21 protein-coding genes are annotated in these 25,525 nt (G+C 58.6%); all 21 read left to right on the top strand.

The genetic code is table 11. The annotated features are described in order from the left end of the window. Nucleotides 1-22: 22 nt before the first annotated feature. The 21 genes from FE782_RS08730 (at nucleotide 23) to FE782_RS08830 (ending at nucleotide 25,414) form a co-directional block, all read left to right on the top strand. Nucleotides 23-883 carry a cell wall hydrolase gene (locus FE782_RS08730; RefSeq protein WP_138193693.1) on the top strand — a complete coding sequence of 287 codons (861 nt, stop codon included), beginning with the start codon at nucleotides 23-25 and terminating at the stop codon, nucleotides 881-883. A 133-nt stretch (nucleotides 884-1,016) separates the two neighbouring features. Then, on the top strand, nucleotides 1,017-2,765 hold the full coding sequence (locus tag FE782_RS08735) for a sensor histidine kinase (RefSeq protein WP_138193694.1): 1,749 nt from the start codon (nucleotides 1,017-1,019) through the stop codon (nucleotides 2,763-2,765). Beyond that, entirely contained in the window at nucleotides 2,762-4,168 is a 1,407-nt protein-coding gene (locus FE782_RS08740) for a response regulator (RefSeq protein ID WP_138193695.1), read from the top strand. Before FE782_RS08735 ends, FE782_RS08740 begins: the two co-directional genes overlap by 4 nt. Nucleotides 4,169-4,321: 153 nt before the next feature. Beyond that, entirely contained in the window at nucleotides 4,322-6,040 is a 1,719-nt protein-coding gene (locus FE782_RS08745; protein ID WP_138193696.1) for an extracellular solute-binding protein, read from the top strand. A 69-nt stretch (nucleotides 6,041-6,109) separates the two neighbouring features. Next, nucleotides 6,110-7,000, top strand: coding sequence for an ABC transporter permease (locus tag FE782_RS08750; protein ID WP_138193697.1), 891 nt, complete (start codon nucleotides 6,110-6,112; stop codon nucleotides 6,998-7,000). 19 nt (nucleotides 7,001-7,019) lie between these two features. After that, nucleotides 7,020-7,904, top strand: a complete 885-nt coding sequence (locus tag FE782_RS08755) for a carbohydrate ABC transporter permease (RefSeq protein WP_138193698.1) — start codon at nucleotides 7,020-7,022, stop codon at nucleotides 7,902-7,904. Nucleotides 7,905-8,010: 106 nt separating this feature from the next. Then, nucleotides 8,011-9,426 carry a MocR-like pyridoxine biosynthesis transcription factor PdxR gene (gene pdxR, locus FE782_RS08760; protein ID WP_138193699.1) on the top strand — a complete coding sequence of 472 codons (1,416 nt, stop codon included), beginning with the start codon at nucleotides 8,011-8,013 and terminating at the stop codon, nucleotides 9,424-9,426. A 393-nt stretch (nucleotides 9,427-9,819) separates the two neighbouring features. Then, on the top strand, nucleotides 9,820-10,824 hold the full coding sequence (locus FE782_RS08765; protein ID WP_138193700.1) for a methionine ABC transporter ATP-binding protein: 1,005 nt from the start codon (nucleotides 9,820-9,822) through the stop codon (nucleotides 10,822-10,824). Further along, nucleotides 10,818-11,477, top strand: coding sequence for a methionine ABC transporter permease (locus FE782_RS08770; RefSeq protein ID WP_138193701.1), 660 nt, complete (start codon nucleotides 10,818-10,820; stop codon nucleotides 11,475-11,477). Before FE782_RS08765 ends, FE782_RS08770 begins: the two co-directional genes overlap by 7 nt. A 27-nt stretch (nucleotides 11,478-11,504) precedes the next feature. Further along, nucleotides 11,505-12,323: a MetQ/NlpA family ABC transporter substrate-binding protein gene (locus FE782_RS08775; protein ID WP_138193702.1), complete on the top strand. Its 819-nt coding sequence runs from the start codon at nucleotides 11,505-11,507 to the stop codon at nucleotides 12,321-12,323. A 25-nt stretch (nucleotides 12,324-12,348) separates the two neighbouring features. Further along, nucleotides 12,349-12,888: a CueP family metal-binding protein gene (locus FE782_RS08780; RefSeq protein ID WP_138193703.1), complete on the top strand. Its 540-nt coding sequence runs from the start codon at nucleotides 12,349-12,351 to the stop codon at nucleotides 12,886-12,888. Nucleotides 12,889-13,072: 184 nt separating this feature from the next. Next, nucleotides 13,073-13,957 carry an NAD(P)H-dependent flavin oxidoreductase gene (locus tag FE782_RS08785; protein ID WP_138193704.1) on the top strand — a complete coding sequence of 295 codons (885 nt, stop codon included), beginning with the start codon at nucleotides 13,073-13,075 and terminating at the stop codon, nucleotides 13,955-13,957. 275 nt (nucleotides 13,958-14,232) lie between these two features. Beyond that, complete coding sequence (locus FE782_RS08790) at nucleotides 14,233-15,018, top strand: ABC transporter permease (protein WP_238392404.1); 786 nt, start codon at nucleotides 14,233-14,235, stop codon at nucleotides 15,016-15,018. 15 nt (nucleotides 15,019-15,033) lie between these two features. Then, complete coding sequence (locus FE782_RS08795) at nucleotides 15,034-15,816, top strand: ABC transporter ATP-binding protein (protein WP_138193706.1); 783 nt, start codon at nucleotides 15,034-15,036, stop codon at nucleotides 15,814-15,816. 17 nt (nucleotides 15,817-15,833) lie between these two features. Next, nucleotides 15,834-16,916 carry an ABC transporter substrate-binding protein gene (locus tag FE782_RS08800; protein WP_138193707.1) on the top strand — a complete coding sequence of 361 codons (1,083 nt, stop codon included), beginning with the start codon at nucleotides 15,834-15,836 and terminating at the stop codon, nucleotides 16,914-16,916. Between the two features lie 217 nt (nucleotides 16,917-17,133). Continuing rightward, entirely contained in the window at nucleotides 17,134-18,156 is a 1,023-nt protein-coding gene (locus FE782_RS08805; protein ID WP_138193708.1) for a glucosaminidase domain-containing protein, read from the top strand. 251 nt (nucleotides 18,157-18,407) lie between these two features. After that, nucleotides 18,408-19,826 (top strand): RtcB family protein, encoded by a 1,419-nt coding sequence (locus FE782_RS08810; protein ID WP_138193709.1) that lies wholly within the window; start codon nucleotides 18,408-18,410, stop codon nucleotides 19,824-19,826. Nucleotides 19,827-20,333: 507 nt separating this feature from the next. Beyond that, nucleotides 20,334-21,458, top strand: a complete 1,125-nt coding sequence (locus tag FE782_RS08815) for a slipin family protein (protein WP_138193710.1) — start codon at nucleotides 20,334-20,336, stop codon at nucleotides 21,456-21,458. Further along, complete coding sequence (locus FE782_RS08820; RefSeq protein WP_138193711.1) at nucleotides 21,459-22,232, top strand: nucleotidyltransferase domain-containing protein; 774 nt, start codon at nucleotides 21,459-21,461, stop codon at nucleotides 22,230-22,232. A 137-nt stretch (nucleotides 22,233-22,369) separates the two neighbouring features. After that, complete coding sequence (locus FE782_RS08825) at nucleotides 22,370-24,559, top strand: GH92 family glycosyl hydrolase (RefSeq protein WP_158299312.1); 2,190 nt, start codon at nucleotides 22,370-22,372, stop codon at nucleotides 24,557-24,559. Between the two features lie 102 nt (nucleotides 24,560-24,661). Further along, a complete protein-coding gene (locus tag FE782_RS08830) occupies nucleotides 24,662-25,414 on the top strand; it encodes an SDR family NAD(P)-dependent oxidoreductase (RefSeq protein ID WP_138193713.1) in 753 nt (250 codons plus the stop codon). Nucleotides 25,415-25,525 lie beyond the last annotated feature (111 nt).

Raw genomic sequence — 25,525 nt, forward strand, 5'->3', positions numbered from 1 at the left:
GATCAAACGTAAGGAGGTCCCGATGGATCCAAGAAGGAAGCCGAAGCGGAAGCAAGCGCTGGCAGGTTTGACCGCCCTGTTCTTGTTCGCCGCAACGCCGTTATCCGCCGCTGCCGATGAGACGATGATCTTAGAGAATGCAAGCGTTACGATCGACGGGAAAGAAGTGCTTCTGGACGACCCGGTTCGGATGACGGATGGAAGGTTGTTCTTGCCGGTCACGGCTCTAGCGAGCTTGTTCGGCGCGACGGTGGAGTGGGACGGCGACAACGAAGCCGCGACCATCCATACCTCGGAGAACGAGAAAATCGTGATGAGGAACGGCGTGCCCGTCGTTCAAGTGAACGAGCGGCGGTACCTTATGGACGTGTCGCCATTCCTGGCGGACGGAAGAACGTATCTCCCCTTCCGGTATGCGGCCGAGCTCATGGATGCAAGCGTGGAATGGAACGACACCGAGAAGACGGCCGAGCTAACGTCGACGGCGGAGGAACCGCCCGCGCTGCAAGCGGCCGACCCGTACGCCGAGGAAGACATGCAGCTGCTCGCGAAGATTGTCCAGGTCGAGGCCGGATCCGAATCGTACGAAGGGCAGTTAGCCATCGCGAATATTATTTTGAACCGCGTGAAGGATTCGCGATTTCCGAATACGATTCGCGACGTCATTTATTCGGGCCGCCAATTTCCTCCCGCCCATAACGGCTTGCTGGATCGGAGCGAGCCGAACGACAGCGTGCTTCGTGCGACGAGGGACGCCTTGGACGGGAAAAACAATATCGAAGACGCGGTGTATTTTTATAATCCCGACGTAACCGGCGGGGCGTTCTGGGACCGGCTCGAAGTGGTGGCCGAAATCGGGAATCATGCGTACGCCAGACCATGACAGGAACATGCGCAAGAGCAAAGGCGGAGCCCTCGGGCTTCGTCTTTTTTGTTGCGACCGGGAACCTATTGATGGATGGAAGGACCCGTGATATCGTTGTCCGTAATATCCGCTGCGGAAAGGAACGAACGCCATGAAGCGACAGCGTCTCTCCACCAGATGGTTGGCTTTCCTTACCTTGAAGCGCCGCATTATCCTCATTTTCATGATCACCTTCTTACTCCCGTTCGCGGGAATTACCGCGCTGTCCTATTACACGATCAATTCGATGCTCACCAACAAAATCCACTCGACGATTCGAAACAACATGGGACAAGTGCGCTTATCGCTCGAGAACGCGTTCTCCAATATGAACCACGTCTCGCAGCAGCTCGCGTTTCAGGGAAGCGTCGGTCCGAAGCTCGGGCAATTTCTCGAGGCGACCGAACCGTACCGGCAAGCGGAGCTGATCGACGAAATTAACGCCGACCTCGATACGATCACTTATACGAACCCGAACATCGGCTTGACGTTGTATTATTTCGCGAACGACGGCACTTATAAATTCGAAAATCTGAACGCCGCGAGAAACTTCGATCCGTTGCGGCTGCCGACGCTGGCCGAGCAATACCGCGTGACGTATAAGGGACCGCACCTGAGTCAAGACCAGTTCAACAATCAATACGTGCTGTCCGTGCTTCGGAAGGTGGACTTGCCGGAGCGGGACGACGTGTACGTGTATATCGAGTCCGGCTTCAAGCTGACGCAGAACATTCTGGAAAATAATCGGTTCAGTCCGAACACCAGGCACCTCATTCTCGACGTCGACGGGGACGTCGTCTATTCGGAGCTGCCCGGCGCATTCCCGCAGGGCACCGCCTTCGCCGACGGCGACGCCGCCGCGGAATCGGGTTTCCATAGCGGGTACTATTGGTTCCGGGGGACAAGCAATCAGGGATGGAGCATCGTGTCCGCGATCCCGAAGGCGGAATATATGCAAGAGCGCGATTTGTGGCTCGTGCAAATCGCCGTCTTCTGCCTGCTGTTCCTCGCGGTGACGTTAGGGCTGGCCTGGCTGCTCTGGAAGATGGTGTATCGCCCGCTGAACGACTTCAACCGCGAAATTCGGCGAATGTCCAAGAGCAATCTGGAGCCGATCACGACGGCGTCCAATATCCCGGAGTTCAGCTACTTGTTAAAGCAGATGAACGGCATGAAAGGAGAAATTCGCCGGCTGTTCCGGGAGGTCGAGGCTTCGGCGCAGCGGCGGGCGGATTTGGAAATCGAGAAGCTGCGGTACCAGATCAATCCTCATTTCCTGATGAATACGCTGGACACGGCGCATTGGCTCGCGGTGATGAAAGGTCAAGGCGAGATCGACAAGCTGATCGTGTCGTTGAATAAACTTCTGTACTACAACTTAGGGAAGACCGGCGAACGGACGACGGTCCGGGAAGAGCTCGATGCGTTGGAGCAATACTTGACGCTGCAGAAAATTCGGTACGACTTCGACTTCAACGTCGAAGTGGAGACGGACGAGCGGGTGCTCAACCTCGAGATTCCGCGATTCATCCTGCAGCCGCTCGTCGAGAACGCGCTGTATCATGGACTGCAGGACGACGGCCGCATCCTCGTGCGCGTATGGTTCGACGACGCGCTCCGGATTGCAGTGTCGGACAACGGCGCGGGCATGAGCGAAGAGACGCTGATGCAGGTGCTGCATCGCGAGAGCCAAGGCAAGGAGAAGGTGGGCATGGGCATCGGCATGAATTATGTGAAGCGGACGATCGAATCGTTCTATGAAGGACGAGCCGTTATGGACATCCGAAGCGAGGTCGGCCATGGAACGACCGTTACGCTGACGCTACCTGCGGGAACGAACGGAGAGGAGCGGGTCTCATGATCAAAGTGCTGGTCGTCGACGATGATAAGCTGGTTCGGCAAGGATTAATTTCCGCCATGCCGTGGGCGGACTTCGAGATGGAGGTCGTCGGCGAGGCGAACAACGGGGAGAAGGCGTTAGAGTTTCTGGATCGGCACGAGGTCGATCTCCTGCTTACCGACTTGGCGATGCCGGTCATGTCGGGCATCGAGCTGATGCGCGCCGCGCGGGCGAGATTTCCTTCGCTGTATATCGTCGTATTGACGCTGCATCAGGATTTCGATTACATCCAAGAGGCGCTGCGGCTCGGGGCGATCGATTATATCGCGAAGGTGCAGCTCGAACGGGAACGGTTCGACGAAGTGCTCGGCCGCGTCTACCAGCGGATGCAAGAAGAGCGTCGCGTCCGTTCCGCCGCCATGCCGGACGTCTATGCCGTCGGGCTCGGCTACGCGTTGTTCGCGGGAGAGGGAGAAGCCGTCTACGCGTCGGACCCGCTTCTCCGCGAGACGCCGTTCGCGGACGCGGACGTCGAGGAGGTCGAGGACGGCCTCTGGTTGTGGACGTGCGCGGAACAAGCCGCTCCGGACGACGCGGCGCTCGACGCGTGGCTGCGGCGGCTTGGCGAGCGGGAAGGCTGGCTGCTCCTGCGCGTCGCGTCGCTGACGGGCAAGCGGCGCGGGACGGTCCACCGCGGGCTGCGCGCGTATCGTTCGCGCGAGTATTTCTATGCGTACGAGCCCGACCATCGCTTCGTCGATACGACGGCGGATCGGTTGGTGTCCCCTCCGGCGGAGGCGGCCGAAGCGGTCGCTCTGCAGCTGCGGGACGAATGGTTGTCGCTCGAGTGGCTGCGGGAAGAAGAAGCCGCCTTCGCCGACCGATTGCGGCGGCTGCGCGAGGCGCGGCTGCCCGCGGCGAGACTCGAGACGATTCTGTTCGTCGTCGAGAGCGAATGGAGCCGCGTGTTCTCGGCGGTTGCGGGGGAACGGCCGCCGCTGCCGGAACGGCTTGAGCATTGGAACGTCGCGGAAGAGTGGTTCCGGGACGTCCGGCGATGGACGGCGGAGGCGACGGGCGCTTCGCTGTATTCGGCCGACGTCGCCGCCGCGGTCATGAAGGCGATCGCGATCGTGAAGGACGAGTGGAACGGACCGCTGCTCGCCGCCGACGTCGCAAAGCGCGTCAATATGAGCCGGAGCTACTTCAGCCAATGCTTCCGCGACATCGGCGGCAAACCGTTCAACGAATACGTCCGGACGCTCCGCATGGAGAAAGCGAAGGAATATTTGCTCCATACCGCGAAGCCGATCCAGTGGATCGCCGAACAGACCGGGTACCAGGACGAGAAATATTTCAGTCGGCTGTTCCGCGAATACGCGGGGTACTTGCCCAGCGAGTTCCGATCGAGGTCGTCAAGGTAGAGAAATGTCCGGCGAATGGGGGAGATTTGTTTCGGCGGCGCAGCATCCCGAGTCATTCCTCGACCGAACGTCGAACGACCGTCTAACCGTGAAGCGCTTACATCCATGCTATCCTTAGCATGTAAGGAAAACCGATCGAAAGAAGGGGAAATCATGATAGCTTCAAGCAAAGGACTGTCCATCTTATTGGCGGCGGTATTGCTGACGTTGACGGCGTGCGGCACGGGGGAGCCGACTTCGAATTCGAGCGGGAATGCAAACGAGAAGACGAGCGAGACCGCGGCGAACGCAGACGCTCCCGCGGCGCCGGCCGACCCGTTCGGCAAATACGAAAGCCCGGTCACGATCAACGTCGGGCAAGCGATCGATCCGACCGACACGAGCTTGCCGGCCGGCGATACGCCGGAGAATAACCAATATACGAGACATATTAAGGAGCAGCTGAACGTCGAGACGAAGATTATCTGGCAAACCGCGACGGGCAAAGATTACGACCAGAAGGTCAACCTTGCGATCGCGAGCAACGACCTGCCGGATCTCGTCGTCGTGAACGACGCGCAGCTGCGCCAGATGGTCAAGGCGAATCAGATCGCGGACCTGACGGAAGTGTTCGAGCAATATGCGTCTCCGGCCATTAAGGGCATTATCGAGAAGACGGAAGGCCGCGCGATGAAAGCCGTCACGTTCGACGGGAAGATGATGGCGCTGCCGAACGTCACCGCCCGCGGCGACGCGGTACACACGATGTGGATTCGCAAAGACTGGCTCGACAAGCTCGGTCTCGAGGTGCCGAAGACGGTCGAGGACCTTCGCGCGGTCGCGAAGGCGTTCGTCGAGAACGATCCGGACGGCAACGGTCAGAAGGACACGATCGGCATCTCCGGTCCGCAGGCGGGAGGCAAGCTGCACGCGAACTTCATCGCCTCGAGCAACAATACGTTCGGCCTCGACCCGATCTTCTCCGCGTTCCTGGCGTACCCTGGATTCTGGCTCGAAGGCGACGACGGGAAGCCGCAGTACGGCTCCATCCAGCCGCAGGTGAAGGATGCGCTCGCGACGCTGCGCGACATGTACGCGGAGGGGCTCATCGACCAAGAGATGAGCATTCGCAAGGACGCGGCGGAGCCGGTCGTCGGCGGCAAGTCCGGCATCTTCTTCGGCCCGTTCTGGATGGGCTACTGGCCGCTGCCGGACGCGATCAAGAACGATCCGACGGCGAACTGGCAGGCGTACGCGCTGCCGCTGGACGTCAACGGCGAATACAGCCCGCATATGGCGACGCCGTCCAATACGTTCCTCGCCGTGCGCAAAGATTACGAGCACCCCGAAGTGGCGCTCAAGCTGATGAACTTGCTCGTCCGCGACGAAGCGACGTTCGACGTCAGCGTCAGCCTGAACCATTATCCGGTACGGATCGTCTATGCGCCGGTCGACGAGATCGAGTTCTCCGTAGAGATGCTGAAGGAAGTGCTCGCCGGCACGAAGACGCCGGAAGAGCTCGACATTCCGGGCTACAAGCTGCTCGCAAGCGATGCCATGAATGTCAAGAAGGCGAAGCTGGAGCCTTACGACAAGTACGACATTCAGTATTGGAGCACGGAAGACATGGGCATCTGGAGTCGGCAGTATTCGATGTTTGTCGGCGGGGCGCCGCTGCTCGAGCCGCGCAACGAAGTATACAGCTTGACCTATTCGCAAACGAAGACGATGGAAAGCCGCTGGGCGAACCTCGAGAAGCTCGAGAACGAGACGTTCCTCAAGATCATCATGGGCGCGGCTCCGATCGACACGTTCGACTCGTTCGTCGAAGAGTGGAAGAAGCTGGGCGGAGACAAAATTACCGAAGAAGTCGCGGAAGCGATTCAAGAATAACAGGCTCGGCGGACGGGCGCCGGATTCCAACGTCCGGCGTCTCGCCGTACCGGGAGACGGGAGTAACGCATGAAGACGAGAGCGTTCGAGAAGCATTATTATCTCATGCTGCTGCCGGGCCTCATCTGGCTCGTTCTGTTCAACATGGTGCCGATGGTCGGCATCGTCATGGCGTTCCAAGATTTCAATCCGGGATTGGGCATCTTCGGCTCGGAATGGATCGGTCTCGAAAATTTCGAGTTCATGTTCCTGCTCGGCGACAGCAAAACCGTCTTGTATAATACCGTATTTATCGCGGTGCTGAAGATCGCGGGGAATTTGCTCGTGCCGCTCGTCTTCGCGCTGATGCTGAACGAGCTGCGGCTGCAAGTCGTGAAGCGTTGGGTGCAGACGGTCGTGTACTTGCCTCATTTTCTATCTTGGGTCATCTTGTCCGGCATCCTTCTCGACGTGTTCGCGTTGAAGGGGCCCGTCAATCAGCTGTTATCCGCGTTCGGCGTCGAGCCGATTTTATTTTTCGCGAGGGCGGAGCTGTTCCCATACATTATCGTCGGCAGCGACGTGTGGAAGGAATTCGGCTTCAATACGATTATTTACTTGGCCGCGCTTACGGCGATCAATCCTTCGCTGTACGAAGCCGCGGCGATGGACGGCGCTAGGCGGCTGCAACGGCTGTGGCACGTAACGCTGCCCGGCATCTCGACGACGGTCGTCTTGCTCGCGGTGCTCAGCCTCGGCAACGTCCTGAACGCCGGGTTCGATCAGGTGTTCAACCTGTATAACCCGCTCGTGTATTCGACGGGCGACATTATCGATACGTGGGTGTACCGCGCGGGCCTCGTGAATTTGCAGTTCAGCCTCGCGACGGCGATGGGGCTGCTGAAGTCCGTCGTCAGCTTCGTCTTGATCGTGATTTCCTACATGTTGGCTTCCAAATTCGCAAATTATCGCATTTTCTAATAGAGGAGCGGACTACGCCATGGTAAGAGAAGGGACGTTCGGCTCCCGCATGTTCGACGTCATTCTGCTCGCGACTCTCATCGGCATCGCGCTCGTGTGCGTGCTTCCGATCTGGTATACGCTCGCGTTGAGCTTAAGCGACAAGGCGGCGGCCGCGGCGGGCGACGTCAGCTTATGGCCGATCGGGTTCACGACGCAGTCGTACGACACGATCATGACGGATGCGCGATTCATCAACTCGTTCGGCATCTCGCTCTTGCGCGTCGCGCTCGGCGCCACGATCAACTTCGTCGTCATCGTGCTGATGGCGTACCCGTTGTCGAAGACGACGAAAGACTTCCGGCCCCGTAACGTATTCATGTGGCTGCTCGTCTTCTGCATGCTGTTCAACGGCGGTTTGATCCCTTGGTATATGACGATCAAGGCGTACGGGTTGATGAACACGATCTGGGCGCTTGTTCTGGCGGGCGGCGTGCAAGTGTTCCACGTCATTCTCGTCGTCAACTTCTTTCGCAATTTGCCGAAGGAGCTCGAAGAGGCGGCGCTCGTCGACGGGGCGGGCCCATGGTACATGCTGCTCCAAATTTTCGCGCCGCTCGCGGTGCCGGTGCTGGCGACGATCACGTTGTTCAGCATCGTCTATCATTGGAACGAATTTTTCCACGGATTGGTGCTCATGTCGTCGGCGGAGATGTACCCGTTGCAGACGTACATTCAGCAGCTCGTCGTGGTCATCGATACGACCACGATGACCGAAGACGAATACAAGAAATTAAGCGAGTTGTCGAACCAGACGTTGAACGCGGCCAAAATTTTCATCGCCATGATTCCTGTACTGGTCATTTATCCGTTTTTGCAGCGTTTCTTCATCCACGGCATCACGCTCGGTTCCGTGAAGGAGTAGCCGGACCCGCCCGGCGAGAAGCACTTGATCCGATGAAGATCGAGTGCTTCTATCATTTTCTATGGTAAACTAGGAAAATATCTACTTCGTAGGAGCGGATTCGCAAGTGGTCTGGATATCCATCGATCGGTCGCGAAAGACATCGCTGAAGGAACAAATCATCTCGCAGCTGCGCGCAAGCATCTTGAACGGCGAGCGGAAGGCCGGCGAACCGCTGCCGTCCACGCGGCAGCTGGCGCTCGATCTGCAAGTGTCGAGGAACATCTTGTTGGAGGCGTACGATCAACTGACGGCGGAAGGGTATTTAGAAGGAAAGCGGGGGAGGGGCACGTTCGTCGCGGAAGGCGCGCTTCTCGCCCGATCCGAAACTCCGGCCGCGCCGATAGCGCCGCTCGTCGAGACGAAGAAGCCCGATATCATTAATTTCCGATCCGGGGTACCCGCATTAGACTTGTTCCCCAGACGGAAATGGTCGCAGCTTGCGCAGCAAGTGTTGGCATATACGCCCAGCCGGGATTTCGGATACGATTCGCCCGAAGGCAGGTTCGAGTTACGAAGCGCCATCGCCAAATACGTCTATCGGGTCCGCGGCGTTCGATGCTCCCCGGAGCAGGTGCTGATCACTTCGGGGGCGACCCAAGCGATCACGCTCGTCGCCAAGCTATGCGCGCGAACCGGGGAACCGTTCGTCCTCGAGGATCCGATCACGAACGATATCCAGACGATCTTCGCCGCGCACGGCGCTCGGCTCGTCCCGCTCCCCGTCGACGAAGCCGGAATCGATCCGAGCGAGCTGACGCGGGGCGGCGATTGCGGCAGCGTCTATGTCACGCCGTCGCATCAGTACCCTCTCGGCTCCATCCTGCCGATTCAACGACGAGTTCAGCTGATCGAATATGCCCGAAGGACAAGCAACTATATTATCGAAGACGATTACGACAGCGAATTCCGCTATGAAGGCGACCCGATTCCTTCGTTGCAGGGGCTGGATCCGAATGTCGTCATCTACCTTGGAACGTTCAGCAAGATTTTGTCGCCGGCGTTACGGATCGGATATATGATCTTGCCGTTGCCGCTCATCGAGCGCTGCCGGCAGCTGAAGTGGTTCAGCGACCTGCATACGCCTTCCTTGGAGCAGCTCATTCTCGCCCGCTTCTTGGAGGAGGGCCATCTCGAACGCCACATCCGACAAATGAAGAAAGTGTATAAGCGGAGGAGGGACGCGGTAAGAGGATTGTTCACCCGCACATTCGAGGATGACGTTAGGATCTCGGGCGATTCTACAGGACTCCATCTGATCGCGGAATTCGTCGATACCGAATTCACCGATTCGATCATCCGGCGATTGTATGACGCCGGCGTCTTCGTCCAACCGGTGCGCATTCATTCGGCGGACGGGCGAGGGCATGGGAATAAGCTGATCATCGGGTACGGCAACTTGCAGGAGCAGGAGCTGGCCGAAGGGATCGACCGGATCCGGAGCGTTCTCGCCGATATTCGTCGACAACGGCAAACCCGCTAATTCCGCGGGTTTGTCCCCATAACATCTTGCGAAGATTCGCACCCCTCTTCCCGAGCGACGTCATGCTCATCCGCTATCGTCCCCAGACCCCCAGAAATCAACACGCACGCCGCAATGACCCCCAGCGTTAACGCTCCGACAACGATTCGATCGTTCCGATGTTCGATTCGCATTTCTATCTCCTTCCGTCGCGGCGATACCGCCGCTCTGTCTACGTCAACCGTATCATGCGGACCGAGAAATCAGGAGAGCCACTTCCTTGGAAAACGAATGGTGCCACCGTGACCGGACTCACTCCTTAGCATTTGTAGGATTCTGTCTCGAGTGCCCAACGTCACAGAGACGAGGGCGCCTTTTCGAATAGGATGGAAAGGAGAAATCGGAGGGAGTCCATTGATCGAAATCCGTCATGTACATAAAACGTTCCTCGTTGGAGCAGCCCCGTTCGAAGCGCTGCGGGATATCGATCTCTCCGTTAAGCGGGGAGAAATCTTCGGCATCATCGGCCATTCGGGCGCCGGGAAGAGCACGCTGCTGCGCTGCATCAACGGACTGGAGAAGCCGAGCGCCGGTACGGTCGCCGTACAGGGCATCGTTCTTTCCGATTGCGCCCCGAAGCGGCTGCAAGTCGAACGGCGGAAGATCGGGATGATCTTCCAGCATTTCCACTTACTCTCCTCGGCGACGGTGTTCGAAAACATCGCGTTCCCGATGAGACTGGCGAAAGCGCCTAAAGCGGCCGTCGAAGCGAGAGTCCGCGACCTGGCTTCGTTGGTCGGGTTGGAATCGCATCTGGCGTATTATCCCGCTCAATTGTCGGGCGGCCAAAAACAACGCGTCGGCATAGCCCGAGCCTTAGCGAACGATCCCCTCGTTCTGCTGTGCGACGAGGCGACCTCCGCGCTCGATCCGCAGACGACCGACTCGATCCTGCAACTGCTCCTCGAGATCAACGAGAAGCTAGGGTTGACGATCGTGCTGATCACGCACGAGATGCACGTCATCCGAGCGATCTGCGACCGCGTAGCGGTCATCGACGGCGGCCGGATCGTGGAGTGCGGCGATGTCGTAGACGTATTCCTGCGTCCGCAGCATCCGACCACGCGGCAATTCGTTCGCCAAGGGAACGGAGACGGCGAGCTTGCTTCGTTCCGCTCCGCCGCCGGCACGATGCTGCGCATTACGTTCCAAGGCGAACAGACGTATGAGCCTTTATTGTTCGACACGGTTCGAGCGACGGGGATGTCCTTCAGCATCCTGCAAGGTTCCATCTCCCGCATGAAGCGCATTCCGTACGGTCAATTGATCGTCGAGCTGCACGGGGCGGAGGAGGCCGCGCGCCGGACCGTCGATTCGCTCCGAGGCCGCGGGCTGGACGTGGAGGTGATGCCATGCTGACGAAGCCGATTCCTTGGGCGGACGTCATGCGGGCCTCGTTCGACACCGCCGTCATGCTTGGCGTCTCCACGTTGTTTACCGCCGTTATCGGCTTAATCCTTGGCGTGTTAGTGTTTCTATGTTCCGGCGGCCAGCTGCTGGCGAATCGTCCGTTGTATTTGACGCTGTCTGCGGTTATTAACGTCTTGAGGTCGGTTCCGTTCGTCATCTTGATGATCGCGTTGATTCCCTTCACCCGACTCATCGTCGGCACTTCCATCGGCGCGGCAGGAACGATTCCGCCGCTCGTCGTCGCGGCGGCTCCGTTCTTCGCGAGAATCGTCGAACAGTCGCTGAGGGAAGTCGACCGCGGGGTGATCGAAGCCGCGCAAGCGATGGGCGCCTCCCCTTGGCAGATCGTCGCGAAGGTGCTGCTCCCCGAAGCCCGGCCCGGTCTCATCGGCGGGATAACCATTACCTCTATCGCTCTGGTCGCCTATACGGCTATGTCCGGCATGATCGGCGGGGGCGGGCTGGGGGATTTGGCGATCCGCTACGGGTACCAGCGGTTTCATCCAGGGGTCATGGCGGTTACCGTCTTCCTGTTGTTAGCGCTCGTGGTTACTCTTCAAACGGCCGGCGACCGCCTGGTCGATCGATTCAAGCGGAAGTAAGTCATACGAACATCGGAGGAAAGATACATGAAGAGAGGGTTCGTCGTCATCGCATCGATCGCGCTGACGGTCGCCTCCGCCTTATCGGGTTGCGGAGGAGGAGGCGCTCGGACTTCGGGCGAAGGTGAGATTGCGCTGCGCATCGGCGCCACCGCCGTCCCGCATGCGGAAATACTGAACGCCGCGCGTCCGTTGTTGTCGGAACAAGGCATCGCGCTGGAAGTGGTCGAGTTCACCGATTACATTCAACCGAACGTGCAAGTGTACGAAAAGCAGCTGGACGCGAACTTCTTCCAGCATCAACCGTATCTCGACCAATTCAATCAAGATCACGGCATGGATTTGGCGTCCGTCGGTAGCGTGCACATCGAACCGTTCGGGGCGTATTCGGAAACATGGGACAGCGCCGAGGGGCTGCCGGACAAGGCGATCGTCGCGATTCCGAACGACCCGACGAACGCGGGGCGCGCGCTGGCGCTCCTGGAGAAGAACGGCCTATTAACGCTGAAGGAAGGCGCCGGCGTGAACGCCGCCGTCGCCGACATCGCGGCAAATCCCAAAGGACTGGAATTGAAAGAGCTAGAGGCGGCGATGCTTCCCCGCGTAATGGCAGACGTCGACCTGGCGTTGATTAATACGAACTATGCGCTCGAAGCGGGCTTCGTACCGACCGAAGACGCGCTCTTCCTGGAAGACGGCGATTCGCCGTACGTCAACGTTGTCGCCGTTCGTTCGGACCGGATACAGGACGCGTCGATCATGGCGTTGATGGAGGCGCTTCGTTCCGACGAGGTCAGAGACTTTATCCTTGAACAGTACGAAGGTTCCATTATTCCCGTAGATTAACCTGGAGTTAGGAGTGGACCGGAACATGAGGAAACTATGGTTGTCGGCGGCCGGACTGGCGATCGTCGCTCTCGCGGTATATTTCGTCGGAACGAACGATGGATCGAACGTCGCCTCGAAGAACATCGACGAACAAAGGTTGAAACAAATCGTGAGCGAATACAGCGCGGGCGTCCGAACGGCGGCATCCGCATCGATCTCCTCCGATCGGTTGACCGTCGTGTCCGGAGACGACGTAACGACCGAATACCCCTTGCCGAAGGATGAATTTTTCCTCTCCATCGCGCCTTATATCGAAAATACCCATCCTTGCGCCATTCACAGCTTAACCGGTTGCCGCGGAGAGTTGGCGAACATGTCGTTCGACGTGACGATCGAGGACAGCGACGGCCGGACGGTATTCGATCGCGCGGTGACCTCCCAACCGAACGGCTTCATCGACTTGTGGCTGCCCCGAGACGATAAGTATCGTGTCACGATCGAGCGGGACGGGTTGTCGACGACGTCGACCATCTCGACGTTCGAAGGCGATAATACCTGTATTGCGACCATGCGATTATCTTGAGGAACGCGAACATCCCGCCGGGGAGAGCAGCGGGACGTCTTCCGTTGGATTCAAGGCTCCGCGTCGTCAACGTACGCCGCTGCATAACGTACTCTCCATCGTACCAGACGTCGTGTTACAATGGGGGCATCATCCGAGGATCGCTCGACTTGTAGAACCCGCTGCTTGGGAAGGAGTGGATGTTATGCGATTACCGATTATCGTAGCCCCCATGTTTCTGGTATCCAGCCCCCGAATGGTGATCGAGAGCTGTCGAGCAGGCGTGATCGGGGCGATCCCGCTTCTGAACGCGCGTACGCCGGACATTTGCGCGGAATGGTTATCGGAAATCCAAGAAGCGTTGCCGACGGAGACGTGGGGCGTCAATATCATCTGCCACCGCGGAGAAAACCCTCGGTTCGACGACGACCTGGCCTTGATCGAAGCGTACCGGCCGCCTCTGGTCATTAGCTCGTTGGGCAACCCGGCGGCGATCGTCGAGACGGTGCATCGGTATGGCGGGAAGGTGTACGCCGACGTCATCTCCGAGAAGCATGCCCGGAAGGCGGCGAAGGCGGGCGTGGACGGCTTAATCCTGGTGTGCGCCGGTGCCGGAGGTCATGGGGGTCGATTGCATCCTTTCGCCTTCGTGCATGCGGTGAAGGCGTTCTACGAAGGAACGATCGTGCTCGCGGGCGCCGTCTCGACGGGAGCGGACATCGCTGCTGCGAGGGTCGTCGGAGCCGATTATGTGTACATGGGGACCCGGTTTCTCGCGGCCGACGAAGGGAGCGCTTCCGACGCGTTTAAGGAGATGGTGATGCAAAGCTCCATCGAAGACATCGTCTATACGGATGCGGTTACCGGCGTGCACGCGAACTTCTTGCTGCCCTCGCTGCAAGCGAGCAATATCGATATCGCCGCTCCGGGCCGGGGGAAAGCGGATATGGCGGGGATGACGGAACACAAAGCGTGGAAGGCGATCTTCTCCGCGGGCCAAGGCGTCGGGGCGGTTCGAGAACGGCAATCCGTCCGGGACATCGTCGCGCAATTGACGAGAGAATATGAGGAAGCGCGTCAGCGGATCTAGCCATCTCTAAGGTACGCGTCGTCGCCGACGCTCCAGCACGCACGAGCGTTTCATGCGGACGGCCGGGATATACCGCAATTGGTCCATCAGCAGTCTATGTAAACCGCGGACAGAGGGGGGAAGCCTCCTCTGTTTTTTTTTATGTTCGTTAGAATTCTCTAGACCGCTCCGCCATGACCCGAAGAGCACCCATCTGGGCACTTGTGCATACGATGCAAGTAGTAAAGGTGGTGAATCGCTTGAAGGCCGACAACAGCGAACATCGTCCGTCACCTATGGAACTCGAACAACTGGAATGGCGAAGAGCGGAACGAAGGCGAAGACATCAGCAGTGGTTGACCGTCTCGTCCCCGATCCTCATTTTGGCGCTCTGGGAGCTGCTATCGCGCACGTCGCTGATCGACCCTCGATTTTTCCCGCCGCCGACCAGCATCCTTCGGACGTTCTGGGACTTGACAGTCAACGGCGTACTGCTCGCCCATGTGGGCATCAGCTTAACGAGGATCGTTCTCGGATTTCTGGTTGGAACGATTCCCGGCGTCGTCATCGGCTTGCTCATGGGCATGTACCGGCCGTTCCGTTCGTTCTTCTCGCCGCTCCTGATGGCGCTGATGCCGATCCCGACCTTGGCGCTTATGCCGCTTATTCTGATCGTCTTCGGCATCGGCGAGATGTCGAAGGTGATGACGATCGCGGGGAGCGTCTTCTTTCCCGTCGTCATCAACACCGCCGCCGGCGTCGCGAATATCGACCGCGCCTATATCGACGTCGCCAACAACTATGGCGCCGGCCCCAAGGAATTCTTCCTCCGGATCGCCTTGCCGGGCGCGCTTCCCGTCATGTTGGAGGGCGTGCAGATGGGGCAGGCGATCGCGCTGCTGACCATCGTCGCGGCCGAAATGATCGGCGCGAACCAAGGGATCGGCTATCTGATCTGGAGCTCGTATAAAGTGTTCAATTTTAACCCGATGTACGTGGGCTTGATCCTGATCTCTTTCTTCGGCTTTACGTTCTCCATCTTGCTGCGCCGGCTTCAATCGAAGCTGGTGCCTTGGCAATAACGAGGGGGGATTACCTTGACGAAAGAGACGAAAATTACGGTTGACCGTCTGACGAAAGCCTTTTACAGGAAAGACCGGCACGTGACCGCGCTGGAAAACATCTCGATGGAAGTCGAAGACGGAGAGTTCGTCTGCCTCGTCGGTCCGAGCGGGTGCGGCAAGACGACGCTGCTGCGCATTCTCGCGGATTTGGAGACGCCGAGCGCGGGCAGTTATACGATTCGACGGACGGATCCGAATAAACCGCTGCAATCGATGGTGTTTCAGGAAAACGGGATCATCCCTTGGATGACCGTGTGGGACAATGTCGCCTTCGGCTTGCAGATGCGGCATCTGCCGAAGAAATGGATCGCCGAGCGAGTAGAGCACTATTTAGAAAAGGTTGGGCTGCGCCAGTTCTCGAAGCTGTATCCGAAGGAGCTGTCCGGCGGCATGAAGCAGCGAGTCAATATCGCGCGCGCCTTCGCCAACGATCCGGAAATTTTATTAATGGATGAACCGTTCGCCGCTCTCGACGAACAGAACAAATTTTTATTGCAGAAGGAATTGCTCAATATTTGGGAGGAGGACCGAAAGACCGTCCTCTTTATTACGCATAGCATCGATGAGGCGCTCATGTTGAGCGACCGCGTCATTTTACTATCGGCGCATCCGGGCAGGATCGCGGGGGAGATGCGAGTGGATCTCCCGCGCCCGCGGACGATGGAGCAAATTCGCTCTCATCCGCATATGTCGGATACGTTCGTTCACATATGGAATCACCTCCAACGCGAGGTACAAAGCACTAGAGCGCATTAGCGAAAGGAAAGATGACTATGAAACGATGGGCCATGATGTGCTTCGCCGCGACGCTTCTCCTCGTTGCCGTCCTGACGGGCTGCAGCCAAGAGCGCACGGCGCCGGTCGACGAGCCGGGCAGCCCCTCCGCCAGCGGCGACCTGGAGCCGCTTAAGGAGAAAACGAAAGTCGTTATCGCGGAAGACGGCGCCGCGTCCGGCGCGGGCTTCTATATCGCGGAAAGCAAAGGCTATTTCGCCGAGTATAACATCGAGGTCGAATTCGCGACGTTCGCGAACAGCGACGAGATGCTTCCGGCGCTGGCGATCGGGGAGATCGACGTGGCCGGCGGCGTCTCGACCGCGTCGTTCTTCAACTCGATCGCGCAAGGCATCGACGTCCGAATGATCGCCGACAAGGGGCATAACCGGAAAGGCGAATCGTACTTCACGTTCGTCGTCGACAAGGAGCAAGAGGGAACGATCAAGGATTATAAGGATCTTAAAGGAAAACGGGTTGCGGTCTCGTCGGAAAACGCGGTCGACGACTACATTTTCCAATCGATGCTCGATCATGCCGGACTAACCCGCGACGATGTCGAATTCGTGCTCATTCCCGACTTCGCCAACATGCTCGCCGGGATGGAGACGAACTCGCTCGATGCGGCGCTGCAGATCGAACCGCTCATTACGCGTGGCGCCGCGGAAGGCATTCATGCGAAGTTCCTGGACGCGACCGATTTCGCTCCGGAGGCGCAGATCGCCATGGTGCTCGCCTCGCCGGAGTTCGTCACGGAGAAGCGGGACGTAGCGATACGATTCATGCTTGCTTACCTGAAAGGATTGCGCGATTATAACGATGCGTTCGTGAAGGACGTCGGCGACAAGGAAGGCGTCATCCGCATTATGACGGAATACACCGCGCTGAAGGACGCCGCGCTCTGGGAGCGGGTGAACGTGACGGGGCTGAACCCGAACGGCGCTATGTTCGTCGACGATATCAAAGCGCAATACGAGTGGTACAAAGAAAGAGGCGCGTTAATCAAGGACATCGACGTGGATGCGGCCATCGACGCGACTTTGGCGGAAGAAGCGGTCGAGATCCTGGGGGAATATCGATAAGCATGAGGAAAAGCATCCGGAAGGGTGCTTTTTTCGTTTTCGCAAAATTCATACTATGGTCGGATTTTTTCATTTTCCGCCCACGATCCGCGTGGATTTGGAATATATCGACAAACAATATCATATTCTTCTCAGACAAAGTGACAAGCTTCTCGAGAACGTTTGTGTACAATCTTATTAATTCAAATCCGAACGAATCCAAAAGGTGGGTGGGACAATGCGCAATCAAGTGAAACATTACTCGATAAAGGGGATTCTCTGCTTGACGCTGCTCTTCACGATGGGTCTGGATTTCGGAATCTCGAATTATAATCCGACGGACGCCGCTTCGGTACCGTCCGCGGTCGGCGATACATCGATTTCGGCGATAGACGACCAACCCCCGTACACTCCGCGGCAGCTTCCTCCTCTCGAATTAACCGGCGGACAAGCCGCCCCTCCCGCCTCCCATAACGTCGCTCAGCCGAAGGATGAAATCGAACCTGTTCCTTCGATCGAACCGGCGGCCGTCTATGAAGTCACCGCGTATTTCCTCAACGTACGAGCCGCTGCCGCGAATACGTCCGAGATTCTGGACGTCGTGTCGCAAGGCACCGCGCTCGAAGTCGTCCGGCCGACCGATAATGGATGGCTGGAGCTGAAGAGCGGGGGATACGTCCATGGGAAGTACGCGAAAGCGATCGCGGCTTCCGGAGAAACGAAGAAGTCTTCCGAGGTGTCGATTCTTTCGGCCGAACCGAGCGCATCGAAAGCGGTCGCAGCCGAGCCTTCCCCCGAGCCGAAGAAGCCGGAGGACAGCCCTGAGAAACCGACGTCTTCCGTCACGTCCGATTCGGGGCTGACGGAATCGCATATCGCCGAATTATTCGAAGGCACTCCCCTGGAAGGGCAGGGCCTGGAGAAAGCTGTCTTAGCGGTAGAGGAGGAGTACGGCATCAACTCCTACTTCATCATTGCCGTCATGAAGCTGGAGAGCGGCCACGGGAAGAGCAAGATCGCAAAGAACAAGAACAATCTGTTCGGCCTCAATGCCACTGGGAAAAATCCGTATAAAAACGCCTTAAGCTTCGAAACCAAGGGCGAAAGCGTCGAGAAATTCGGACAAATCATCGCCGACTTTTACGTCGACAAGGGTTTAACCAGCATCGAGAAGGTCGCGCGCAAATACTGTCCGGCGAATTCCAAATGGCCTTCCTTGGTGAAAAATATTATGAACCGCGACTATAAAAAGATCGCTTAGCGCGACGCCTGCATTATCTTGTGCAGGTAAAGCGCTTCTGCAAGCGTATGGACGAGTAAGTAGCTGCGCTTTTGCAGGCGAGGAGGCGATAGTTCTTTTGGGAATAGATGCATATGCTCGAACGTCAGGAACGCCGCGAGGCGTTTTTTTTCATGACTTCGTCGCCTTCGTAATACTTTCGCCATGTTCGTCGACCGCGAAATGAGCGAAGATCATACATGTAAGACAGAGGAAACGGAGGCAAGCGAAACATGGATCGATTAACGAAAACGCACGGGAACAACCACTACGAGGTCGGATTGGAGCACGGCGCATTGCATGTGTTCGCGAATGCCGAGGTCATGGGCAGCTTCGAGGACAAAGTTTTCGAGATGGCGGACAACAACCTGCGGATTCCCCGCAACCAATATATGAGCTACACCCCGGATGCGCATATCGGGATCGGAACGTGCATCGGCACGACGGCCGTCTGGAGCATGAAGGACGGCTTCGTCTCTCCGTCGATCGTCGGCGTCGACATCGGCTGCGGCATGCGAGTGCACACGACGAAACTGCATAAGCGAGACCTGCAGGACAAAGCCGTCCGGCGCCGCCTCATCCAGGCGATCGAGCGGTACGTCCCCACGAACGAACGGACGAATTCGCATTACGCGGACATCGATACGATGGACGTCGTTCGATATGGATTGAAGGGATTGCCGGAGCGGTACGTTCCGAACGAACGTTGGGTCTCGCATGTGGAGCGGTCGACGTTCGCATTCGACCACGAGTACCTCGGGAAGCTGCCGGACAACATTCGAAAATACGCCCACGGCCAGCTCGGGACGCTTGGCGGCGGAAACCATTTCATCGAACTTCAATACTTGGAAATTCCCGATGAAGCGACGGATACCGCGACGGCGTGGGGATTGTTCGACGGGCAAGTCGTCGTCATGATCCACTCGGGGTCGCGGGCGTGGGGCGCGATGCTCGGGCAGTCGTATACGAAAATATTCCGCGAAGCGATGTTCGCATGGGGCGTGACGAATCCGGACCGGAATTTGTTATACGCGCCGATCGGAAGCGACGTCGGACAGACGTACCTCCACCTGATGCACTCCGCTCTGAACTTCGCCGTCAGCAACCGGCACATGATCGCTTACGGCGTGCAACAAGCGTTCTGCGACGTGTTCGGAGCGGAGACGGAGCTTCCCGCGTTGTACGATCTGATGCATAACTACGCGCTCAAGGAGTTCCACCGGAACGAACCGATGCTCGTACACCGCAAGGGCGCTACTCGCGCCTTGCCGCCGGGCCACTTCTTGAACGCGGCTGCGTACAAGGAAACCGGGCACCCGGCTTTGATCCCGGGCTCGATGGGAACGGCGTCGTACCTTATGCGCGGCCGGGCGGAAGGGGAGAAGAATTTCTACTCCATCTGTCACGGCGCGGGGCGCGCCCGGTCGCGGAAGGCGACGAAGGAGCTCGTCACCGTCGATCAATTCGAAGCGTCGATGAAGGTCGGGACCGACGACGAGATCTTGGTCAACCACCGTTCGCTGAAGTCGATCCTCGACGAGTGCCCGCAAGCGTACAAGGATGTGGATTCGATCGTCGACAGCGTCGTCGGCGCGCGGCTCGCGGACGTCATCGCGAAATGTAAGCCGATGGCGGCGATCAAAGGCGTGTAACACAGGTTATTTACGCATAGTTGACGGACGTCGGAAGACGTTTGATCATATATGGCTCTTGCTCGGACGGTTCGTAACGAGGCTGGGATTTCCGTATGGTCCCGCAGTGCCGCCGCTCGTTCGGTTGGCGGTATCCTGTACGGCCGCTCCGGCAGAAGCCCCTGAACGGGGTTCGATTCCCCAATCGCTCAAGAGCGATCGCCTGGCGTGCATTCTCGACTTTCCATCGAGGGTAATGAGGAAGAAGACCAAGAGCATTGGAATCCCTAGGCGGCTTCAATATGCGCCGCTGCGGCTAGGCTTTGCAATCCCGCGGATCCCGAACAGGCGCCGCCGGGCGCGCATGCCGAGGGAAGAAGAGATGGAGGAGGGCTGATTTCGGGTCTTTGCTCCGCTCGGAACTCGAAGCTTGCTTCGCCCGGAGATCGCCGGTTCTCAACCGGGATTCCGCCCGCGCCGCAGCGGGATTCCACGCTTAGGTCGCATCATTCGAAGGAGGTTCTAGACATGTTTACGAAAATAACGATACAAACGGATGAGCGCGGGTTGCTCTTTCATAAAGGCAGTTACGTCCGCATGCTGCTCCCGGGGACGTACCGGTTCGCGCCGTGGTCGCAGCATTCCGTGACGGCGTTGAAGGTGACGAAGCCGTTCGCCGTAGAGGGGAAGGAACTGGCGTTGTTCCTGCATGACGAGACGCTTACGCGGCAGCTCGATGTCGTCCGAGTGGCGGATCACGAGGTCGTCTTGCATTACGAGGACGGGCAATTCGAGCAGCTTCTGAAGCCTGGCGTCTATGCATTCTGGAACGTACTGAAGCGGCACGCGTTCGTGCGGGCGGACATTCGGGATCCGGAGCTCCCGGCCGAGGTGGATCGCGCGCTGCTGACGAAGCTGACCACGCACGTACAATCGTATGAGATCGAGAGCTTCGAAGCCGGCTTTCTGTTCTACAACCATGTGCTGCAGCGGCAGCTGGCGCCGGGGAAATATTACTTCTGGCGAGGTCCGACGGCGATACTCGTGAAGACGGTCGATCTGCGCCAGCAGCAGATGGACCTGCTCGGCCAAGAAATGATGACGGAAGATAAAGTGACGCTGCGGTTGAACTTCGTCTGCCAATATAAGATTGTTCGCCCGGATCGCGCACTCGAGCTGAAGGCGTTCGACGAGCAGATTCATATCCAGCTGCAGTTGGCGCTCCGGGAGTACGTCGGATCGCTGAAACTGGACGATCTGCTGCGGCGCAAGCAAGAAGCGGCTTCGTTCGCGCTGTCGCGCTTGCGCGAGAAGAGCGAGGAGTTCGGGGTTTCGTTCCTGGGTGCGGGCGTCAAGGATATCATTTTGCCGGGGGACATGAAAGAAATCTTGAACACGGTACTGCTTGCCGAAAAGAAGGCGCAGGCGAACCTCATCACGCGCCGAGAGGAGACGGCCTCGACCCGCAGCTTGCTGAACACGGCGAAGCTGATGGACGAGAACGAGACGTTGTTCCGTCTCAAAGAGCTCGAATTCCTCGAGAAAATTTGCGAGAAGATCGGCTCCGTCTCGCTTACGGGCGGCGGGGATTTATTGGAGCGGCTGCAAATGTTGATCGGCGAGAAGAAGCCTGCGGGGAGAGGAAGGGCGTAGATGCGGGAACGGATCGCGTCTCAGCTAGATTCGATCGAGAAGGCGCATGAGTTGAAAGTGTTGTTCGCCGTCGAGTCGGGGAGCCGCGCCTGGGGGTTCCCCTCGGTCGACAGCGATTACGATGTGCGGTTCGTCTACGTGAAGCGGCCGGCCTGGTACTTGTCGATCGACGAGAAGCGGGACGTCGTCGAGGTGCCCATCAACGACATGCTGGATATTAACGGGTGGGATCTGCGCAAAGCGCTGCGTCTGTTCCGCAAATCCAACCCGCCGCTCATGGAGTGGCTGACGTCGGAGCTCGTATACGCGGACAACCTCGGGTTTCGGGACGAATTGCTGCGGCTGCGGAACCGCGTCTTCTCGCCCAAGGCGTCGATGCACCATTATTTGAGTATGGCGAAGCGGAACTTCCGGGAATATCTGCAAGGGGATCAAGTGAAAATCAAGAAGTACTTCTACGTTCTGCGTCCGGTGCTCGCGTGCTTGTGGATCGAGAAGTACGATACCGTGCCGCCGATCCGGTTTCAAACCTTGGCGGAAGACCTGCTCCCGGCTTCTCCCCTGAAGCGGGAAGTGGAACAACTGCTCCGACGCAAGCTCGCCGGCGAAGAGATGGGTCTGGAAAATCGGTTAGATGCGATTAACGCATTCGTCGAGGCGGAGCTGGAACGTCTGCTCGAGTCGGCTTCCGTCTATGCGACTACCGGCGAGGATCCCACGCCGTTGTTGGACGACGTGTTTCGGAAGTTCCTTGGAGCCGCGTGGAAGTCTTGAGAAATAATATACACAAATTGTCATAATAATCTATTCATTTTCTAAGTCAGGCCCTTTATTCTTTAGAAGTGCTTGTCAAAGGAATAGAAACGGGGAGGAATGTTCATGGCTAGATGGACCAGTCGGGGGCGCCGCCGATGACGAAGACGCGTCGACTTGCTTATGTGAATCCGCTGCAGGGGACGGCGTCGACGTTCTCGTACTCCAACGGCAATACGCTGCCGATCGTCGGCCGTCCGTTCGGCATGGCGTCTTGGAGTCCGCAAACCGACGAGGCGGGAGGGGGCTGGTTTTTTCATCCGTCCCATCGGCACTTGCAAGGCATCCGTCTTACGCATCAGCCGAGCCCCTGGATCGGCGATTACGGGCATCTCGTCCTGCTTCCTCAGACCGGACCGCTCTGCCTCGAACCGGGCAAGCGCGCCTCGTCGTTCAAGCCGGAGGCGATGACGATCCGGCCGGACTTGTTCCGCGCGGAGCTGCTCCGGTACCGTACGACGCTCGAGCTGACGCCGACGATGCGATGCGCCGGACTTCGGCTCCGTTTCCCTCCGGGGGAGGAGGCGCGCCTGCTGCTTTCGCTGATCGACGGCGCGGCCCGCGTGGACGTCGATCCGTCCGAGCGGCGCGTCACGGGCTTCACCCGGGCGAATCGGGGCGGAGCTCCCGACTCGTTCGCCATGTACTTCGTCATGGAGTTCGATTGCGAGTTGGTCGCGGAGCGGAGCGGGACGTGGAACGACGGATACGCGACGTCGCCGGAGCCGCGCATGGAAGGGAACGGCATCGGCGCCTTCATCGGTTTGGTCCCCGGCGCGGACGGCGTCGCGAACGTGCGCATCGGCACGTCGTTCGTCAGCGGCGATCAAGCGGCTTACAACCTGCGGTCGGAGGTCGGTGGGAAAGACTTCGAGGCGCTGCGGTCGGAGGCCGCCGCCGAGTGGGAGGATACGCTCGACCGGATCGACGTCGAGGATGACGACGAAAACCGGAAGCGGACGTTCTACTCTTGCTTCTACCGACTCTGCTTGTTCCCAAGGACGTGGCACGAGATCGATCCGCAGGGCCGAACGATTCACTACAGCCCTTATAACGGTACGGTATGCGAAGGACCGATGTATTCGGATCAAGGCTTCTGGGACGTCTACCGAACGGCGTACCCGCTGTTCAGCCTCCTGTTCCCCACGCTGCTCGGCGACATTCTGCAGGGCTGGGTATCGGCTTATCGCGAAGGGGGCTGGCTGCCGAAGTGGGCATCCCCGGGGGAACGAAGCGTCATGCCGGGCACGCTCGCCGACGCTGTCTTCGCGGACGCGGCGGCGAAGGGCATCGGCGGCTTCGACTTGGCGACGGCATACGAAGGGCTGGTCAAGCATGCGACCGAACCTTCCGATCAACCCGGAATCGGACGCAAAGGGCTGCGGGATTACCTCGAATACGGGTATTTGCCCCATGACCGGTACCCGAAGGAAAGCGTAAGCTCCACGCTTGATTACGCGTACGGAGACTTCTGTATCGCGCAAGTCGCCCGCCGCCTCGGGAAAGCGGAGGAGGCGCAGGCCTTCGAGGAACGGGCAGGCAATTACAAGCATCTGTTCGATCCCGCCGTCGGCTTCATGCGAGGGCGGCATGCGGACGGCAGCTGGCTTGAGCCCTTCGATCCGTTCGAATGGGGCGGGCCGTACTGCGAAGGGGGGCCATGGCAGTGCAGTTGGGCGGTGCAGCACGACGTCCCGGGCTTGGCGGCGCTGATGGGCGGGAAGGAGCGGATGCTCGAGCGTCTGCGGGAGCTGTTGATGCAGCCGGCTTACTTCAAGCCAGGCTCCTACGGCTTCGAGATTCACGAGATGTCCGAGATGGCCGCGTCCGAACTCGGTCAGCTCGCGATCAGCAATCAGCCGAGCTTCCACATCCCGTACTTATTCGCGGCGCTCGGCTCGCCGGCGGAGACGCAGCGTTTAGTACGCAAGACGTTGGACGTCGCTTTCGGGCCGGGAACCGACGGCTTCCCGGGCGACGAAGACAACGGCAGCACGGCGGCCTGGTTCATGCTGAGCGCCATGGGGCTGTACCCGCTCTGTCCGGGCGTGCCGGAATATACGCTAGGGAGCCCGTTGTTCGACAAGGTGACGATTCGCTTGGAGGACGGCGGCGAGCTCGTCGTCGCGGCGGAAGGGAATGCGCCGGATCGCCCCTACGTGAGCCGGTTGCTTGTGAATGGCCGCGAGCACCGGGTTTCGACGGTATCGCATGCGACGCTCGCCGCGGGCGCGGAGCTCCGCTTCGCCATGACGGATCGTCCCGTCTCCGCGACGCAGCAGTGCTAAACGGGAGACATCCGCGCAGGGAGTTATTTAATGCTTCCCGGAAGGGTTTTCCTCGTCTGCATCGAATCCTTCCTCTATAGGCATGGAGGAGGCGCATTCCGTATGAACATCGATTTATCCGGGAAGACCGCTCTGATCACGGGAGCGACGGGTCAGCTTGGGAGGGTGATGGCTCGAACGTTGGCGAACTGCGGGGCCGATATCGTCATTCACTACCATAGCAACGAAGAGAAAGCCGCGCAGCTGAAGCAAGAAATCGAAGCATTGGGCAGATCCGCGTTCGCGGTTCAAGCCGATATCACCGATTTCGCTTCCGTGCTCCGAATGAAAGACGCGATAGCGAATCGCGTCGACATCGTCGTTGCCAACGCCGTCGTCCAGTATCAATGGACGACCGTTCTGGAACAACCGTTGGAGGATTACGCGAGCCAATTCGATTCGTGCGTCCTGCAGAGCGTTCATTTGGCGAAAGCGTTCGTTCCGGGGATGATTGCGAACAAATACGGCCGCATGATCGGCATCAACACGGAGTGCGCGATGCAGAACTTCCCGGGGCAATCCGCTTATGTGGCCGGGAAACGGGGAATGGACGGGATTTACCGGGTGTTGGCGAAAGAAGTCGGCGAGCACCGAATAACCGTGAACCAGGTGGCGCCGGGCTGGACGATCAGCGACCGGGACCGAGAGAATCGCACGGAGCGCAACGAATCGTACGAGAAGGGCGTTCCGTTACGAAGACGCGGAACCGATCAGGAAATCGCGAATGCGGTGGCGTTCTTGGCATCCGATCTAGCTAGCTTTATTACAGGGGCTTATGTTCCGGTGAACGGCGGCAACGTGATGCCGACGATCTGAATACAACAGCGCTTCGCAAGGCATGGGTTCGGCAATTCGCCGAACCCATGCCTTTATCATTTTTCGCCTTATTAAGGGATGAAAGAGACTAAGTTGAGAGAAGCGTGAGAG

Source organism: Paenibacillus antri (genome assembly GCF_005765165.1).
GTDB lineage: Bacteria > Bacillota > Bacilli > Paenibacillales > YIM-B00363 > Paenibacillus_AE > Paenibacillus_AE antri.

Coding starts and splice junctions, on each gene's coding strand:
- FE782_RS08780 (WP_138193703.1), top strand. CDS start 12,349: ATGAGGAAACTATGGTTGTCGGCGGCCGGACTGGCGATCGTCGCTCTC.
- FE782_RS08805 (WP_138193708.1), top strand. CDS start 17,134: ATGCGCAATCAAGTGAAACATTACTCGATAAAGGGGATTCTCTGCTTG.
- FE782_RS08815 (WP_138193710.1), top strand. CDS start 20,334: ATGTTTACGAAAATAACGATACAAACGGATGAGCGCGGGTTGCTCTTT.
- FE782_RS08770 (WP_138193701.1), top strand. CDS start 10,818: ATGCTGACGAAGCCGATTCCTTGGGCGGACGTCATGCGGGCCTCGTTC.
- FE782_RS08820 (WP_138193711.1), top strand. CDS start 21,459: ATGCGGGAACGGATCGCGTCTCAGCTAGATTCGATCGAGAAGGCGCAT.
- FE782_RS08810 (WP_138193709.1), top strand. CDS start 18,408: ATGGATCGATTAACGAAAACGCACGGGAACAACCACTACGAGGTCGGA.
- FE782_RS08790 (WP_238392404.1), top strand. CDS start 14,233: ATGGAACTCGAACAACTGGAATGGCGAAGAGCGGAACGAAGGCGAAGA.
- FE782_RS08775 (WP_138193702.1), top strand. CDS start 11,505: ATGAAGAGAGGGTTCGTCGTCATCGCATCGATCGCGCTGACGGTCGCC.
- FE782_RS08800 (WP_138193707.1), top strand. CDS start 15,834: ATGAAACGATGGGCCATGATGTGCTTCGCCGCGACGCTTCTCCTCGTT.
- FE782_RS08740 (WP_138193695.1), top strand. CDS start 2,762: ATGATCAAAGTGCTGGTCGTCGACGATGATAAGCTGGTTCGGCAAGGA.
- FE782_RS08730 (WP_138193693.1), top strand. CDS start 23: ATGGATCCAAGAAGGAAGCCGAAGCGGAAGCAAGCGCTGGCAGGTTTG.
- FE782_RS08830 (WP_138193713.1), top strand. CDS start 24,662: ATGAACATCGATTTATCCGGGAAGACCGCTCTGATCACGGGAGCGACG.
- FE782_RS08785 (WP_138193704.1), top strand. CDS start 13,073: ATGCGATTACCGATTATCGTAGCCCCCATGTTTCTGGTATCCAGCCCC.
- FE782_RS08750 (WP_138193697.1), top strand. CDS start 6,110: ATGAAGACGAGAGCGTTCGAGAAGCATTATTATCTCATGCTGCTGCCG.
- FE782_RS08745 (WP_138193696.1), top strand. CDS start 4,322: ATGATAGCTTCAAGCAAAGGACTGTCCATCTTATTGGCGGCGGTATTG.
- FE782_RS08825 (WP_158299312.1), top strand. CDS start 22,370: ATGACGAAGACGCGTCGACTTGCTTATGTGAATCCGCTGCAGGGGACG.
- FE782_RS08735 (WP_138193694.1), top strand. CDS start 1,017: ATGAAGCGACAGCGTCTCTCCACCAGATGGTTGGCTTTCCTTACCTTG.
- FE782_RS08755 (WP_138193698.1), top strand. CDS start 7,020: ATGGTAAGAGAAGGGACGTTCGGCTCCCGCATGTTCGACGTCATTCTG.